Raw genomic sequence first — 19774 nt, 5'->3', positions numbered from 1 at the left:
TTGGCCGAGTCGCAGCACCGTGATTCGCTACGATTCCCTCGCCCGCCCGGAACGCGTCCTGACGAGTCCGCTGCCTTTGGATTCGCTCGCCTTTGGTGGCGCGGGTACCGATCTTGAAGGATTGCTGTTCCTATCGACCAATGATCCGGACGGCAACGCAGCCGGACGCCTGTTGATGATCGAGACGGCATCGCTTGATCGGGTCGTGCTTGCCGACGGCGGCACGCGTGGTGACAACCTGATCACAACCTCCGACGGTCGGGTGCTGGTCGCCCAATCGCACCAGGTCGATCAACTGTCGATTGTCCGACCGCCCAGCGTGATCGCAACCAACCCTCCCCACGACGCGACGGTGGTGCTGCCGATCGGTCAGTTCACGGTGACGTTTGATAGCGACATGTTGACCATGCTGCCGTCCACCATGGTCTCAGCCGATGACTCGTCCGTCTTAAATCGGGACAACTATGTGCTGACCGATGCCAGCGGAGACACCATGTTTCCCACCGCCGTTGCCTACGATACTGTCACCAGAACGGCAACACTCAGTTTTCCGCCCTTGACCGGCGGGCTTTTCACATTGACCATCAAGCAGACGGTTGCCGCAATCGACGGAACACCGCTTGCCGCAGATCACACGATCAGCATTGAAACGCTGGCGGATCTATCAAGAGCCACGCGGCTGGAGTTCTTCAATTCACGATTGCACCGCGGCAGCAACACCATTTCCTACGACGTTTCGATCACAAACGTTACATCACGTCCGCTACTTCTGCCGGTACAACTGAGTTTAGATCCGGCATCAGGTACCGACGGGATTCCGCAAGGTGCGACGCCCGACAATGTCGGGCGCTACCAAGTTGATTTAGCCGACAGCCTACCCGATGGCCGTCTTGATCCGTCGGAAACGATCGTTGGCAGAACGGTCAGCGTCCTGCTTGGCGACGGACGCCGCGCAGACTTTGACCATTCACTGATCGGCACTCCCGCATCCAATTCGGCGCCCACCTTCGATTCCGCTCCCATCCGAAAACTTCCGGTCGGGTTACCCTATCGCTATCGATCGGCGGCCGGTGATGCAGACGGTGACACCGTCCGCTACGTCTTGTACACCGGTCCCGACGGCATGTCGGTCGACGCGGTCACTGGCGAAGTCACGTGGAATCCGTCCATCAATGTTGCCACGGCAGATGTTGTTCTCGCCGCCGTCGACTCGTTCGGCGCTGTCACCCTGCAATCCTATTCGATCGAAATCGTCGGAGCCAATCTGCCGCCGAAATTGGATTTGCCGTACCAACGCATCGATCACAGCGAAGGCGATGTGATTCAACTTCAGCTTGCCGCAATCGACCCCGATGGCGACAAATTGACGTACTTTGCAAATGATTTGCCACCGGGCGCCTCGCTGAATCCCGAATCAGGAGCATTCGACTGGACGCCGGACGCGGATTCATCCGGCAGCTATGACGTAACGCTCGGTGTCACCGACTCGATCGCCACCGTGACCCACAACGTGCAATTCGTGATCCATCAAGTCAATTTGCCTCCCCGAGTCGCGGCCCCAGTCGCACGCGTTGTCAATGAAGGCCAACGGCTACGCGCGAAAATCGTCGCGGAAGATCCCGATGGGGATACGTTGCGATACACCAGCACGCTTCTTCCCGCCGGTGCCACGCTGAACCCGTCAACAGGACAGTTCGACTGGACACCCCAATTCTGGCAAGCGGGTCAATACAAGATTCCGATTGTCGTCCGCGACTTGGACCGCGTGCCATCATTGGAGATCACCGGCGACCCCAGCATTCCAAACGACCCAGCGATTGTTGGCATCCGCTTCGGTCAACACGAAACGCAAGTGACGTTGGCGGTCGATGTGCTACCGCGCAACGGCCCGCCACAATTGGACGAGATCGGAACCTGGCAAGTACAAGAAGGACAATTGATCGTGTTGCAAGTTTCCGGCTTCGATCCCGACAATCCCGACTCGGCGCCGCCACAGCGTGGTCTCGATGGCCTATTGGTCGACACCGAGCGGCAAGAGCACCCGCTGTTCTACAGCGCATCCGGGTTGCCCCTGGGAGCGACCTTTGATGCCGAAACAGCGACTTTCCGCTGGCAAACGACGACCGGGGATGCCGGAACCCACGACGTCACTTTTCGAGTGATCGATGAAGGCGACGTCGAAGACGGTGGCGTTCTTGGGTCACCGAATCGATTCCTCTCCGATGAGGTGACCGTACGATTGCAGGTTGACGAGCGAAATGTGGCCCCCCGGATTGATCCCATCACGAACCATGTGATCGACGCGGGCCAAAATGTCGACATCGACGTTTCGGCGACGGATTCCGATGGAGATCCCATCGCGTTGGTATTGCGATCGGAAGCCAACGGGTTTTCACTACCATCAATTGTCAGCTTTGTCGACAACGGTGACGGTACCGGTCGTGTCTCGTTGGCAACCGGCCGCCAAGACGGTGGCAATTACACACTGACGCTCGAAGCAACCGACGGCAACGGCAATCGCGCCCAACGGCCCTTTGTTGTCTCCGTTCATTCGCCAAACACACCGCCGCTGATTCAGCCCATCGGTGACCGCGTCGCGATCATCGGTCAATCGATTTCCGTCGACGTCCTGGCCTCGGATCGCGATGCTGAATCGTTGTCGCTGCAGATGACCGGTTTGCCACCAGGTGCTTCACTGAGCCAACTCACACCCGGCGTCACCACGATCACCTGGACACCCACCCCGGCAGACGCCGGAACCCTGTCGGTAACCGCCACCGTCACCGATAGCGGAAACGGCGATCCGGGACAGCTTGAATCCGCACAGCAGACCTTCAATTGGATCGTTCGGTCCGCGAACCTCTCTCCCTCGCTGAACGCAATTGACGATCAAGTTGTCGACGAAGGTCAAACATTGTCGTTCAGCGTAGCGGGGACCGATCCCGACAACGACGCACTGCACTACAAACTCGATCCCGGTGCGAGCGGTCTTCCCGACGACTATCAATTCGATCCGATCAACGGAACTTTCAGGTGGACACCCAATGCTTTCCAAAGTGGGGTCTACCCCGGCATCATGGTGCACTCGAGCGACGGATCGGCCAGCGCGACGCAAACATTCTCGATCGAGGTCAACAACATCAATCAGGCCCCGCGATTCGTGGATCTCCCACCGGTGGTCGGCACGGAAAACGTCCCTCTGGAATTCCAGTTGCGAGCCGGCGACCTGGACAACGACTCGCTTGTGTTTCAAGCTGCCGCCGCAACATCGCTTCCGCCGGGGATGCGTCTGAACGCACAGACCGGACGTGTGTTCTGGTTGCCGGGTTTCGCAGATGCCGGCACGTACCTGTTGGCATTTGACGTGTTTGATGCCTACGGTGCAACAGATTCGGCGGATGTCCAAGTGGTCATCGTCGACTCCAATCGCGCGCCGAATGTCGTGGCCCAGGATCGTGTCGCCGTGGTCGGGCAACCGATTCAATTTGACGTCCAGGTTTCCGATCCGGACCAGGAGGACACTCAGTTCTCGTTTGTCGCCGATGCGCTTCCAGAAACTGCGACGCTGGACATTGATACCGGCACATTCAACTGGACGCCGGGTCCGCAACAACTGGGCGAATTCGTGATCTTGCTGAACGTCGGTGACGGCAAAGACGTCACGCGAGTGCCGATGGTGATCGACGTCGTCGCCGAAGCGATCGATCCGATCGTGTCGATCGACTTGACACCCAGCTTTCCCGTTCGCCCGGGCAGCCGAGTCGTGATCAATCCACGCGCGTTTTCCCCCGCCGACATTGTTGAACTAACGATCGAATCCGATGGCAACGCATTGCCACTGGACCAGCGCGGTCGAGCGTTTTTCACTCCGGACGCTCCCGGTCGCATTGTCGTCACCGCAACCGCCACCGACGCTGACGGGCGAGTCGGATCGGCGACCGCGGTGATTCGAGTTCTCGATCCCGCCGATTCGACGGAACCGAACGTGAATCTGGATTCACCGGGACCGAGTGGCAGAATCGAGTCGACCGTATCCATTGAAGGGGAGGTTTCCGATACCAACCTCGATCGCTGGACCTTGCATCTGGTCTCCATCAGCGGACAAGAAGAAGTTGTCATTGCCGAAGGCATCGATCAAATCAACGGTACGCTTGTTTCGTTAGATCCGACGCAGTATCTGGACGGATTCTACGATTTGGTGTTGTCCGCTGACGACATGGGACGACGACGCTCGGTTGCCGTTCAAAGGATTGAGATTCACAGTGGATCGAAGCAAGATCAACTTCTGCAAACGCAAGTTGATCTCTCCGTCGATCTGGGCGGATACCACTTGAATTTGACGCGGCAATATGATCCGCTCCGACGCGCACAATCTTCTTTCGGGCCTGGTTGGACGTGGGCTGGACAAGATCTAAGGGTCCAACATCGTTCGCTCAGCGGTGCGGCCGACGGTTCGCTGCGTCAGGGCGACCGACTCTTTGTTGAATTGCCCGATGGAGACTCGGCCTGGTTTACCTTCGACCCAACGAGCACGGTTTCAACGGCCAATGACGGCACGATCACGTCACGCTTCTACTCGCCCCGCTGGATTCCCGACACCGATTCCGAGTTTTCCGTCAAGACGACAAAGACCACGCTGACAAAGGTGGGTGACCGCTACTTTTCTGCAGCGACCGGTCAGGTGTATGCGCCACTCGAGCGTTATTCATCAGGCATCCCATCGGGAAATACCGTTGAATTGACGACCGCCAGCGGCACGGTCTTGGTCATCGATGTGAATCGCGGGTTGATCCGGCAACGGACCGCGGACGGACAGACGTTGCTGTACCATGACAGCGGCATCAGTCTGGTCGGCGGGCAGACGTTGCGACTGACCCGAGACACGCACGGCCGCGTCGCATCCGCCCGGACCGACAGCAATGAACTGGCCGAGTATGTTTATGACGATGATGGCAGGTTGCATTCGGTTCGTAATCCGAATCTATCACTGCGTTATCTTTATGATCCTCAGGGGCGACTTACAGGAGTCATCAACGACGATTCCGGCCAGGTCTTCCAGTACAGTGACCCGATCATCAGTCGGCCGATCTCGGTGAACTTGGGACCGACGCGGGAGCACATCGCGCGGTCGTATTTCGGCAGCTTGGCAGATGGTCGGACTGATTTGATCGCGATCGAAGTCCCGTCGTCGGAAGTCCGGCGAATGCCCGACGGCCGCTTCTTGATGGGGGTTCATGTCTCGCCGACAGCGGGCAGCGGTTTGGACGTCAAGAATGACTTACTTTATGTAGCGGACATCGATCGCGCGTCGCTGATCAGCCAGGATCGTCTTCCCGACGGCAGTGTATTCTCGATTTTGTCAGTCCACTCGGCCGGCACCCTGTTGCTGCAAGCCAGCGGGCAATCGGGAACCACTGGCGACTATCAAATACAAACCTCTATCATCGGTGACGTCAACTCAGACGGGCTGGTCGACGGGCTGGACACACGCGCCATCGATCTCGCGTTTGGAACGGCGTCCGGCGAATCCGGTTTCATTGCGTCCGCTGACCTCAATCGTGATCAAATCATCGATTCCGTCGACCAACAGCTTGCGGCGCTGAACGTCGGCTTTGTCTCAAATCTGGCCCCGGTGGCTGACGTCAGTTCGGTCATGACACATGTGGATTTGCCGGTTGACATCGACCTGTCCGAGCGGATCACCGACGCGGACTTGGATCCCGTTCGATCGGCAGTGACAAACCCGCAACACGGATCACTGAGTCTATCTGCGGACGGAACGACGGTAACGTTTCGCCCCGACGAAGGGTTCGTCGGACTTGCGACGTTCGAATTGACCGTGTCGGACCCTTGGGGAGACTCCGAAACAGACGTGATCGAAGTCGACGTGAGCGACGCGCCCTTGATCGGGCTCGATCTCGCCGATCGCAAGCTGATGCTCCGGTCCGGAGAACGCCAGCCGATCCAGTTGTTCGGCCAATTCGCCGATCAGGCGGACGTCCCGTTGCCACCCGAATACGTTGACGTGTCGCTGATCGACGATTCGATCCTGCAACTTTCTGCGGGCAACATCGTTGGCCTCCGTGACGGCGCAACACAACTGATTGCTCGTCGCGGAACGATTGCCGCGGCGACATCGGTCACAGTGGGCACGCCCACCACTCCGCTTGACCGTCAGATTTTCGAACTTGGACTCGACGTCTATCCGAAATCCTTGACATTGGCCGTGGGGGACAAAAGAAACTTCCTGGCGGGAACCGACGGCAAGTTTCAACTCGGCGATTCGTCGGTCGGAACCATCTTTGTCTCCGCGGACTCGCAGATTGTCAACGTGGATCGAGATGGATTGGCGACCGCGGTCGCCACGGGAACAACCACCATCACGGTTTTGAATGGTCCAGACGAATTCATCGTGCCCGTCTCGATCGCGCCGATCCAATCGGGTGTTGCCATGGTCGATGCGTCGGGTGCCGCCGTTCAAAGCGCCACCGAACAGCGACTTAGGCTGACGGTTCCACCGGCGCAATTCAATAAACCGACCAGAGTATCGATCACCCCCATCGCCATTAACGACTTGGAATCCGAATCGGGAATTCAGACTGCCATCGGATTGGAACCCGACGGTGCGTTTCGATTGGACCTGGACGGGCAAGTCTTGGACGACCCGGCACAGTTGCAAGTCCCGGTCGACGCTTCCATCGCCGCAGGATCAACGGTCGTATTCTACCGAGCCGGCCGCGCGGTCAATGAGAGCGGACAGTGGGAAGACGCCTGGATCCAGGTCGAAGACGGCGTGGTCGGGGATGACGGCATCGCCCGCAGCGCGTCGCCTCCTTACGGCGGAGTCCGCATCGGCGGCACGTACTACTTCACCGTCTTTGACGAGGAAGGCAACGTCATCATCACTCACACGCCCGTCGTGCCGCAATCCGACGTCAACGTCATCAATTCGGTGCGGCCACTCGGTGGCGGGGCCGGCGGCGGTCCACTGTACGCCATTCAGGCAAATATCGACGCCGGATTCGCCCTTTACAAGGCTCCGCCCGGGACCAGCAAGATGGTCGGCAGTACGATCAGCCCCGAAGGCATCCCGACGGTGGTTTCGGTACTGGACCTCGACATCAACGCCGATCGTACGGCGTCATTTGATATCGTGGTGCCCCCTCCCGTCAGTGCGATCACCGGCCCCGGGGACGCTCCCCAAATCACATCGTTGTCGTATGAGTTTGATCCGGACGATGGCCCGGCGATCACACTTACCGGCCAGCGATTCACCTTTCCAAACCCGAATGCTCCGGCTGACCGTCGGATCGGTCGCGAAATTGACGACCTGGAAGTTCAATTTCACGAGCTTGGTTCGACTCTACCGGTGGTTGGAACGGTTTTGTCTGGATCAACCGCTGATCAAGTTCGCGTCCGAGTGCCCGACGACGTCATCTTGGGGCAAAGTCGCATCGTGGTCGCTCGTCCACAATATGAAAACGATGATTTGGATCGATGGGACCGGCTGGTTTACAAGTACAGCAACCCGGTCGACGTTCCCGTTTCGACCGACTACGTGTTTGCACCGCTGGGAATCCAAGGATCGACCGAACCGCGGGTTGCAGTTATCAACTCGGCATCCACCATCACCGATTCCGGTGGAAACACGGTGCCGAACCCCAACGTCAACGAGTTGACGGCTCTTGTTCCGATCGGCGTGCAATCACGTGACGCCTTTGTCGTCCAGCAGGGATCCGGGGCGACGTTCGTCGGCAGCCAAGGATTAGACGAACGACGCAATGGACCGGAATTTGAACAGGGAAGTCTGAATCATTTCTATTTGTCGATCGACGGCAATGAAAACCGCCAATTGATTCAAGAAGCACTCGAAGGCAGCCTGCGTCAAGAAATTGACGATGCCATCCGAGCAGGACTGCAGTCACGGGTCGATGCGCTCGGAGCGATGTTTGAAGCGATCGAACCGATGCTGGATCACTTTTTGAACGGCGACCGCAGCAGCGTGGTCTATCCGCACGCGGACCCTGCAGTCGCTGATCCGAACCGTACCGGATTCGTGACCACGTACCTGGATGACCTGGGCGTCATCGGGACCGAATTCGACCGCTACAAAACGGAGTTGGATGCCGAACTGAATCGACGTGCCGCCGAGGGACGCATTCACTTCGGTGAAATCTCCGTCGACCCGCAGGTCATCGATCTCTCTGGCCAAACCCAACACCCCATCTTGAACGTCGTTCCTGGTGAATTCGAGAGTATTCGTGCCCGTTTGGATCACTTTGTCTTGACGGTCGACGACGCGACACGGCGACTGCAGTACCAATCCGATTTGACGTTTGAACTGTACAATGATTTTGGGTATGCCCTGGACGACGTCTCCGATCCGCTGGGTCGCTACGCCGCCGCCTTCAGCGCACTGCAGAGCGGCGACTTAGGTTCCTTCAGAGACTTTGTGCTAACGTACGGCAGTGACCAACCCGAAGCCCTGTTGCATTTTCTGCAACGTGTCGGCATCGTCAAACCGTACTCTCTGCGATTCGACGTGACGCAGTCGATCTCCGGTGTTCTGGATGCCACATTCGATGGCCCGATCATCACGACCGACGGTCGGTCCAATCCCCGCTGGGCGGAAGTCACGCCGGACCATTCGATGGCATTGGTCGCAACGGAGTTCCCCGCCGGAATCGCGGTGATCGATACCGTCACGCTGCAGCAAAAGGACTACTTTGACCTGCCTGACGTCGCCTCGCCGTTTGCGATCGCCATAGGCGACAACGGATTGGCATATGTGTCGGATGAAATCAATGACCAGATCTATGTCGTCAACACCAATCGTCATGCAACCAATCGGGGTTTGATCGGAACAATCTCCTTCGCCAGCCTTCGTGATGGACCGGCAAGTCCCGATTCCGTCTTCGGTGGCCGAGGTCTGGATCTCTCGCCCGATGGCCGATACCTGGTCGTCGCCGCGCCCAAGTCACGCCTGTTGTACGGCGTCGACTATCCCGGACGCATCATCGTGATTGATATCGATCCGAACAGTGCGACTCGGTTCCAGCCGCTGCAGATCAATGGCAACGACGTTTTGAATGTCGGCGACGACACGAACGATGTCGTCGCGACCGGGCGTCCAGGGGAGTTCTTGATCACCAATCGGAAATATGATGCTCAAGGCGTCCAAAGGATTCAATTGTTGGATACCGGCCCGGGAAGCGTCGGGGCACTCGTGACCGAAATGCCCGGCGGATTCGGGCTCGGCGATCGCAATGACGTATTTGACGTCAACAATGCGTCGGGAATCGATGTGCTGCCGGCGAACTCCCTCGGGTTCTCCCACGCCACGTACGCCTTCGTCGCCGCATTCAACCGGCCGATTCTGGGAGTCGGTGCCAACGACCCCAACGCGTTCGAAATCGACTTGAATGGGACGCCGACGTTCAACGTGGCCGGCGGAAACGTGGCGATCGTTCGCTTGGATCAAAACGGAACACCCACGGTCGTTGCAGCAACGCGTCAAGTGCCACTCGCATTCCCGCAAAATGTCGTTTTGTCATCGGACAAGCGATTCTTGCACGCGTCCTATTCCGGCGCGACGTCGGTTTTTACGTTCGATGTCACCGAAATGGTCCGCACACTCGAGGATTCCTCCTCGGCTGACCGATTGCAATTCAAACCCATCGAAGAACTGAATTCGGCGATCGTGGACGCACCGGCGCGGTCCAACTATCGCTTCCAAATGATCTGCAACCCGAACGGTATCCAAGTCCCTGACTTGGCAGCGTTTACGTTCGTCACGCAAGACCTGGAGACCTGTGAAATCCCGACCACGGCCGAGGACCGCCGTGCAGTCGGTGGCCCGGTCAGCATCGACGGTCGACCGCGCGGTTTGGGGACCAAGGACGGTTTCCAAATTCTGTCTGTCAACACGTCGGGCCGTATCAACGAGAACGAGGAAGCAACCGCCGTCATTCGTATCAACCGAGATGGCCGCGGTGGGACCATCGAAGGCACGATATCCTGGGGAACCGATCGACACGGTGACAAGATCGAGGAATCGTTCATCTTCCCAAGCGGACAGTCCGAAGTCACGCTGCGGCACCGCTATTTGGATGACCCAGCGTCTGGGATTCCCGACACCCACTTGGTCGAAGTCGCCATCGCCGGGCAACGAGCACTGGCATATTTGACCGTCGAAAACGTCGCACCAACGATCAAGTTGCCCGGCGACCAATCGCGGTTTTCTGTGCCGCCGGACAACATTTCCCGGCTGGATTTGCACTACGACGACGCCAGTCGCGAAGATGAGCTGCGGGTGTCGATTGATTGGGGCGATGGAACTGTAGAAACCGACATCGAGCTTCCACGTGCCGATGGGATCGCGACGACGAACGAACGAAAGATCATCGAACACGACTACACCGATGCGTTGGCCGCCGGTCGCAGCACCGCCGACCTGGGATCGATCCGCGTCTATCTGTTTGATGATGATGGCGGTTCGAACCAAATCGAACTGATCCCCGGATTGAACGTTGATGGTCAAGACACAATCTTGCGAACGCATGCGCATTTGTTGAACGGCACCAGTTGCCCGGAAGAGGGCCGATTCAACTTCAGCGTCAACCAGCACTCCGAGGTGACGTTGACCATTGCGGGACAAATCGTTGTCGGACAAACGCTTCGAAAAGCCGGCGATGACTCGTTTTCGGTCGTCGTCGACCGCTTCGAGGACTACCAGCTGCAACCGGGAGCCTATTTCATCGACATTGCACCAACCGGCGTTCTTGCCGATCCGGGTGAGTATCCGTTCGAGTTGACGGCAACCGCGGTCGCGGACGGCATGGTCGATACCGACAGCGGGACCATCGTCCACGAAGTGATCATCGACCATAGCTTGCCGGTCGGGCACACCATCGTCAAAGGCGTCGATCTGTGGGACGGGCACCTGGTCCATAGCAGTCAGGACTTCTCGCTGCCCGGACGCGGACTGTCGCTTGATTTCAGTCGCACTTACAGCAACAGCGGATCGTCCTCCGAAGGTCCCCTGGGGGCCGGGTGGACACACAGCTACAACATCCGATTGGTCCAAGACGCATGTGGAACGTTCACCGTCATCGGCGGCGAAGGGACCGGAAACGCATTCACCGCAATGAATGATCCGATCGACGTCGACAAAGCGACATTGTTCGGATTGGACAAACCCGACCAGGCGCACTTCTTTGAGCCGCAGATCGGTTACCACTCCACACTCGTTCGTCCGGATCCGGATCGACTCGATCAGTTTGACTTCTATACCAAGTCGCACAACCGTTATCACTTCCAACGTGTGATCGGACGTGATCGCCCCGGTGCGGCCCAGCAAGTCGAATCGACTCGCGAGTATCAAATTCGATTCATCGAAGAGCCCAACGGGAACCGGATCACGCTGTTGTACGACGCCGACGATCCAAGACTGACTCAATTTCCGGCCGCAATTGTCAACGTCGTCGATAACGATCCGACCACGCTGGACGCCATCGTCGACTCGTCCGGCCGGGCGTTGTTGCTGGACTATATCACGCAACCGGGGCAAAACGAATTTGGGATTCAGCGGATCTCGCGAGTCAGCGGCTTCGACCCGACATCCGCCCGGCACGACTTGTTGGGATTGAACATCATCTACGGCTACGACGACGAAGGCAATTTGATCGATGTGACACGCCTCGGAGACAACGACGAACAAAACGACACACGGTCCGAGCAATACAGTTACACAACCGGGGTTCCCGACGCGCAAAAACATAACCTGCTCAGCTACACCGACCCCAACGGCAATCAGACGACGTACGAGTATTACCAGGACACCGGATTCGGCGGCATGCCCATTCCCGGCGCCACGGGTTTCTTCGGCATCTATCCGTATGAATTTGTCCGATCGATCACCGAACCTGCGGGCCTGACGCCGGATGACCAAGGAGATTCGGAAGCCATCACCCAGTTTTCCTACGACATCACCGCCAAGACACGAACGGTCAGCGATGCCCGTTCACCGCGCCTGTCCATCGCCCCCACGGTCTACACGCTCAATGACTACGGCGCGACCACGCGGATCGTTGAACCTCTGGGACGAACCACCGAAATGACGTGGTGCCTGCCGGGGTCGGAAGACGTGGTCGCCTGTCCCGGCAGCTCCTCACGTCCGGGGATCGATGTGCTGATGACCTCTAAAACCGACGCCCTGGGCCGACGGACGGAATACATCTACGACGACCTCGGCAATCTTCTTGAGGAAACCATCGTGTTTGACGCCGCAACAGGCCAGCAGCACATCGAGGGAGTCGTCGACACCGCCGGCGCGGCCGTCCAAAACGTTTCCACGTCTTACACCTACGACCGCCTGTACAGCAAGCAAACGTCGCGCACTGACGCGGAGAACAACACGACCACGTACGTCATCGACCCAAATAACGGCAACTTACTCGAGATCGTCGATGCAGTCGGAAACCGCACGCAATATTCCTACGCGAACGTCGCTGCCTACGATGGCATTTATGGCCCCGGCGACCTGATCATGGTTGCTGACCCACGAACAGAAGCCACTCGTTTCGATCGCTACGATCCGTACGGCAACGTCGTGCAGTCGTCTGACCCTGAAGGCAATCAAACCACGTCCGTCTACGACTCACGCAGCCGTCTGCAGCACCAATTTGACACTTGGGGCCATGACGTCACGTACCAATACGACGCCTTGGACCGCATGGTCCGTGAGACAAAAACCGACACGCTCTATGGCCTTGCGGCTCAGACGATGGCGTACGTTTTTTCACCCAAGGGCGAACTATCGGAAATCACCGATGGGCTCGGTCAAGTCACCACGCATCACTACGATGGCTTGAATCGCAAAATCGAAACCGTCGAATCAGAAATCGTTCAAATCGGCGGAGCATCACCGACCTACTCCGACCGATTTTTCTACGACGAAAACAGCAACTTGGTCAAACAGATCGACGCGAGGGGCGTGACGCGCACACACACGATTGACGAATTGGGGCGCACCACGAAGACCGAAGTGGCCGGAAACTACTCCGCATCACCAGACGGCGTCGACGGAGTCATCTCTGAAACCAGCTATGACCTGATCGACAATGTGACCATGTCGAAAGATCTACACGGAAACCCGACCACCTACAAGTACGATGCACTGTACCGCGTGACCGAATCCTCGCTCCCGTTCCCCAGCGCTGTCATCGACACCGGCTACGATCTGGTCGGAAATAAGGTCCGCCAAACCGACGCCAATGGGAACCCGACGACGTTTCAGTACGACGACATTTATCGATTGCTAGTCCAGACCGATGCCCTGGGGAACTCCATCACACGCGTGTACGATCCCAGCAGCAATGTGGTTTTGGAGACCCATGCCAGCGGCGGAACGACGACGTACAAAATTCAATTTGACGATGGTGTCGCAATCGCCGATGGTCTGAACCGACCGACCACAAAGACGGAAACAGTCTTTCTCGGTGATCCGACCGCCGGCGCGACCACGATCGATTACGTCACCAGCTACGAATACGATGACGCAAACAATCGCACTATCATCACTTCACCCCGCGGAAACGACTCATCCGACCCCGTCGGCGGACAAACCGAAATTCGCTTCGATGGGATCGACCGTCAGTATCAAGTCACCGAAGATTTTGGCGAATTGGGTTTCGTGACGACGTTTCGCTATGACGCGAACGGCAACCAGCGATCGATGCAAGACCCGCAAAACGGCGACGAAGACGTTGTCATCGTTTATGACGGTTTGAACCGGCCGATCTTCAAACGGTATCCACACGGCTTGACCGAAACATTCAACTACGACGAAAACGGCAACTTGATCGAACGGGTCGATCGCCGGGGAATCGTCTTCCGCAACACTTACGACAACCTGAATCGGCCGCTCGAACAAATCGTCAAGGAGAACATTACCGCCTTTGGCGACTTGACACTGATGGAATACGTTTACGACGACGTCGCCTCCGGGCCCACGGGTGCCTACAACGTTACGGAGTTTGATGCCAACCGCAATCGCTACGTCAAAACCTATGATGCGCTGGGGCGGATCGCACGAATCGACGATCCCGATCCGGGCAGCGGGATCGTGATGACTTACGACGGCGTCAACAAACGCAGCGAAACCGACAAAATGGGACAGCGCGTTGACTTCGCCTACGACTCGATCAATCGCCAGATCCTGGTCCAGGAATTCGACGCCGTCGGCACCCTACAATCGTCGCTGTCGACCGACTATCAAGACGATCGGCTGCGCGTGGCCAACACCGATCGACGCGGCATTGAGACGATCAGCCAGAATGACTCGCGCGGTCGTCAAATTCAACTCTCTCGCAAGCACCCCGGTTTGACCGCGGAATATGGCGCCGACGAAATCATTTTGGAGCGTTATCAGTACGATGGCGACGACAACCCGACACTGTTTGTCGATGCCTTGGGCAACCAAACTCGCTCGGTTTACGACGGCGCCGGTCGCAGCGTTTCCGTCACCGAAGGCTTCGGATCCGACGTTGAAGCGACGACAAGATTCACCTACGACAACGTCGATAACGTTCTGTCCGTCCAGGACCAACGCGCCTTCGACGGGGGATGGTTTGATGTCGTCAACGCCTATGACAACCTGTATCGCAACATCTCCACCACCAATGGAGAAGACGAGTCGACGGTCAGGGAGTACGACGGAAACGATAATTTGATCCGGATGACCGAGCCGAAGGGTGACGTCTACTCGACGCGATTCACCTACGACGAACTCAACACCCTCACTTCCGTCAACGAATTCCGCATCGAGGCCAACGAACGACCGGTCGGTGGCGTCACTCGATACCTGTACGATGCCAACCGCAATAAGATTGCCCAGCAGGATGCCAGTGGGAACTGGGTCACCTTTGCCTACGACGCGCTGAACCGAATGACCGACTTGTACCAGAGTTTACTGCCGGGCAATCTGGGTGCCGGTACGACCCGGTCTGGGTTTGACGCTTCCGCCGCTGCGGGTGCGAACGCACTTCATTGGCAGTTCGAGTACGACCTGAACAGCAACCAGTCGAAAGTTGTCGACGCGATGGGACAACAGGTCGACACAGACTTCGACTATTTGGATCGACCGACGCAAGTCGCCTACACATCGCACGCCGCCCCAGGGCTGGATTTTCAGATGCAATCGGTTTCGTATGCCTACGACCCCAACAGCAACCCGATCGGCGTCTTGGAAACCAAACGAGTTGCCGGTTCGGAAATCGTCGAACAATACACGTACACCTACGACCACCTGGACCGGTTGACATCGTCGGAAAACTATGACGAAAAGCTGACGTCGTACACGTACGACGTCCAAGGAAACCGGCGATCGATCGTCGATCCCGACGGGATTCCAACCACGTACGATGCTTACGACGAACGCAACCGGCTGACCGACGTGACGACCGAAGCCGGATTGACGACGTACCAGTATTGGCCTGACAACCTGCTGATGCAGACCACCTATGCCAACGGGACAATCGCCGACCGCAGCACGCAAGACGCCTACGACCGCGCCGATCGCCAAACCCGAATCGTCAATCACAGCGGCGATCCCGCCGATCCGATCTCGGAGTTCATATACGTCTACGATGACAACGGCAACCGTACCAGCCAAATCGAATCCCATCGTGAAATCCGTGGCGGGACGGCGGAAACAACCGCCTACCGTTTCGATGCGCTGAATCGACTGATCGAAGTCAACTATGGACCAAACGGTACCAATGGCAGCACCAGGTACACGTACGCGGCTAACGGAAACCGATTGACGGAAATTGGACTGGACCCGGTCGACGCCGCGACAGCGATCGATCGCACCTACCACTATGACCGCATCAACCGCTTGTGGGCGATTGAAAACGCCATCGACAACACACAGAGCGTCGCCTACGCCTACGACGACAACGGCAATCGGACCAGCAAATCCGTCGGCGAAATTGTCGTGACGATGACCGGTTCGGGCAACCCGATCGTCGCGGTCATCTCGCCGAGTGCCCAGTACAGTTACGAATACGGCATCCGCGACGAACTGCTATCCACCGTCGACGTCACCACCGGAACGCCGGTGCGTTTTGACTACGATCATGCCCGGATGCGTGTCAAAAAGCTCGCCATCGACCCCAACGACGCACAGCAAACCTTCACGACCCACTATTTGTACGACGATTCGGCAACGCTGCTGGAATACAACGCCAGCGGCGACACGACGATCAAATACAACTACGCTTACGAGCTTCTCTCCCTGGTCGCAATCGATCCCGCCGGCAGCGTTGACGCCGCGGACCGCGAAAGCCAATTCTACCTTCGCGACGGTCTGGGCAGCACATCCGACCTGACCAATGAGTCCGGGGCGATTCAGCGGACTTACATCTATGATGCCTGGGGCGAGCTACGTCAATTGGACGCGTCGGGCGCGGCACTCTCGTTCGGCTCCTCGGCAAACCCCAAACAATACACCGGCCACTACAAAGACGACGAAACCGACCTGCACTACTTCAAAGCGAGGTACTACGACGACGACATCGGCTTCTTCATCACCCAGGACCCCTATCACGGAGACATCAACACGCCACCGAGTCTGCACCGCTATCTCTATGCGTACGCGAACCCACTCAGATACGTTGATTTGCTCGGATATGAAAGCAGCGAAACAAATTGGGAGAGTGAACCCGGTGGCCCGAGGTTGGAAACTCACGTTTCCTCTCCCGAACCGGGAAGCAGACCGAAGACCATTGACCGAGAAACTTCTAAACCGCCAGGAAGTCAACCGAAAACAACCACCTCGATTGACGAGGAACCAATCAAGGGGACCGTGCGTTTGGGACAAGGAACGATCATCTACCTTAAAACACCGACGATAACAAAGAAAAATCCGAAATCGCCGAAAGTCGTGACTGAAAGCAATCAGTCGACGCGCGAGCAAATCACATCTCCAATATTTCAAACCGAAGATGAATGGCGGAGTGCGGTCCGAAAAGCAAAATCGAATCAGGAATTGCAATCTCTTGCAAATTCACTTCCACAGTCTCTGTCAGGCTACGACAGCATGATCAAAGTCGGTGTTGCGCTTAGCAATCGATTCTATGAACTTCAGGGGAAGAAGGCCCCCGGGCTCGTCTTCAAATTATCTGCAACGGGTGAATGGAAGGCTAGCGACGACCATTCGGTCGGAGGTTCCCGACCAATACGCAAAGTCGGAACCGCGAAAATCATTCGATACGGTATGTCGATAGAGTTTCGCGACATGGCGCTCGAAGACGCAAAATCGTCGGTAAGCTATAAGGAAGAAGTCAAATTAGGGGGAAAGGCGGGCGAAGTAAAATTCTCAACTGAATTCAAAAAGAACAAAGTTGTTTGGGGCGCCGACGTAGCAAGACCTATCGGTGACAAGACGAAAGCCAAACTAGATCTTCGCGTCGCCACTACTCAGGATAACCTCGTTGATTCCGTAGAAGTGCGACTCGGCGGTCAACGCGAATTGAAAAAGACCAAAGTCTCGATTCAAGCGACACTTGGCGCGGAAGTCGGGAAACCCGCCATGTCGGGCGGAGCGCGCGTCAAAGTCGAACGAGGAACTGGCGCGATTGTTCTGCAAGGCAAAGCGAGTTTCTACTTTCTGACGCCAGAACATGCGCGCGACGCACTCTATGGAACGGGCATAGTAATGCCGAATCCGGGAGATCGCAACAGAGCAAAACAACGCGGAACAGTCATTGGCAGAGGGGCCGATCCGATCCGAAACGAAGATGTCAGCACTACGCTGATTTCGGAGGCCCTAAATCCTTGGCTGTCAACCGATATAGAACTTCCACCGAAGGCAGTCATATTCATAGTCGATCGATTGCCCGATAATACACTGGCTGAAACAGTCTCGATTGCATCTGGATTATCGTTGGTTGCCATTGATGACGATGGCATTGGCATTGGCTGGCACACAGAGGATTCGGAAGCTTGGCCAGTACAGTCGGAACAGACTCCAGAACCACTTCTTAGCCGCTACGATCTCTTGACCGTGCTCAGCCATGAACTCGGGCACGCCCTGTACTTTGTTGAGGATATCCACGACGAACAAAAAAATCATGAGCTGCAAGGAAGGTCAGATGATGCGTTAATGAACGCATTTCTCTCTCCAGGCAGAAGGCGTTACCTAACGCAAAAAGACCTTACATACATTTCGGCAAAAGACAATTCACCCGCAATTCCGCCATTTGATTCTTCTGATCCACCGCTGGCTACACTTGCGATTCGCGATGCGCATCACGCTAGGAATGCCATTCTTATAGGCGAACCGGAAGCAAGCACGGTTCATTCTGGGCCAATTCAACTTTCAGAACGCACGGCAGAGGCGGTTTCAAGTTCCCTAGTATTGAGTGTCCCGACTGACGCCGCTTCATTGACGGTGACGATTGATAAGGTCGAACTTTTTCAATCTGTGGGCCGCGCGCAGGATGCATTTCAAATCTCACTCTTCAATCAAGCATCCGACGCTAGTATATTCCGTTTGCAAGATCTCAGCTTAACTGACTCACTAGTGAACCTACAGGCCGACGGGACGGTCTATGCGGCTGAAGTTGTAAGAAGTCGTGACGCGGGTGACATTGATTTCAATCCTGAATCACTTCCAACGACCATTTCGATTGATATCAGCTCGATCCCAGCCGGCACGGAATTGTTGCTGTCATTCGACCTACTCGGATTCGGCGAGTCCGATAGCTCGGTTACAATCTCGGACATCCGGTTCGACACCGCGACCATGGAAGGTCAGGTCGTCGGTCGCCATCTGTTCTACAACCATTCACAGTTCGATGGGTTGGATGCAACGGCCAATGCTGCAGATGACCTGGCGATCCCACCCGATAAAAACCCGCTGCTGGCCGGCCAACTGGCGGGCGTTGAGAACGTCTCGAATTACTGGCGGGGGATCAACGGGATCTTTGTCGACGTCGAGAATCTTCCGGGGACGCCGACGGCCGATGACTTCGTTTTTCGAATCGGGAATGACAGCGACTTGACGACCTGGTCCAGCGCTCCAGCGCCCGCGGCGGTCAACGTCCGCGGCGGGGCCGGTCAGGGCGGGTCCGATCGCATCAGTATCACCTGGCCGCACCAGTCCATCGCCAACAAGTGGCTGGAAGTCCGCATGCTGGCCAATGAGCGAACCGGATTGGCGGCGGACGACGTGTTCTACTGGGGCAGCGCGGTCGCCGACACCGGGGACTCCGCCTTCAACACCTTCGTCAACTCCGCCGATGTCACCCGAATCGAAGCCGGTTTCCGAGACCTCTCCGATCCCGCCCCGCTGGATGACGTTTTTGATCTTAATCGCGATAGGATCGTCGACACGACCGATGTGATGATCGCTCAGGCAAATTTGACCGGTTTCGCCAGAGACCTGAACATCATCCGCCCCGGCGATTTGAGTTTCAATTACGACGTGAACGAGAGTGGCGAGGTGTCGCCGCTGGACGCGCTGCTGGCCATCAACTATCTGGCGGTCGCTGCGGAAAATCCACCCCTGGTGGATCCGCCCGCGGCGGAAGCGCCGGACGACAACCGAATCGGCGTCGATGCCGTACTGACACTGCGTGACTATCTAGACACCTACGACGTCGACGGCAGCGGCAGTGTGTCTCCACTGGACGCCCTGCTGGTCATCAACCGCATCGCGTTGGACGCAGAGGCGGCCGACGCATCTCTGATGCAACTGCTGACCGAATAA

1 protein-coding gene (running past one end of the window) is annotated in these 19774 nt (G+C 57.1%); it reads left to right on the top strand.

What is annotated here, in order from left to right; translation table 11 throughout:
- A protein-coding gene (locus tag Mal15_RS14435) for an Ig-like domain-containing protein (protein WP_147868419.1) crosses the window boundary here: on the top strand, window positions 1-19774 show its 3' portion. The gene continues 12854 nt to the left of window position 1, outside the view; 19774 of the gene's 32628 nt are visible here — the last part of the coding sequence; the start codon falls outside the window, past its left edge; it ends in the stop codon at window positions 19772-19774.

The organism is Stieleria maiorica (genome assembly GCF_008035925.1).
Classification (GTDB): Bacteria; Planctomycetota; Planctomycetia; order Pirellulales; family Pirellulaceae; genus Stieleria; species Stieleria maiorica.
The sequence above is the reverse complement of the archived record's forward strand: the minus strand, read 5'-3'. Positions and strand labels throughout refer to the sequence as shown.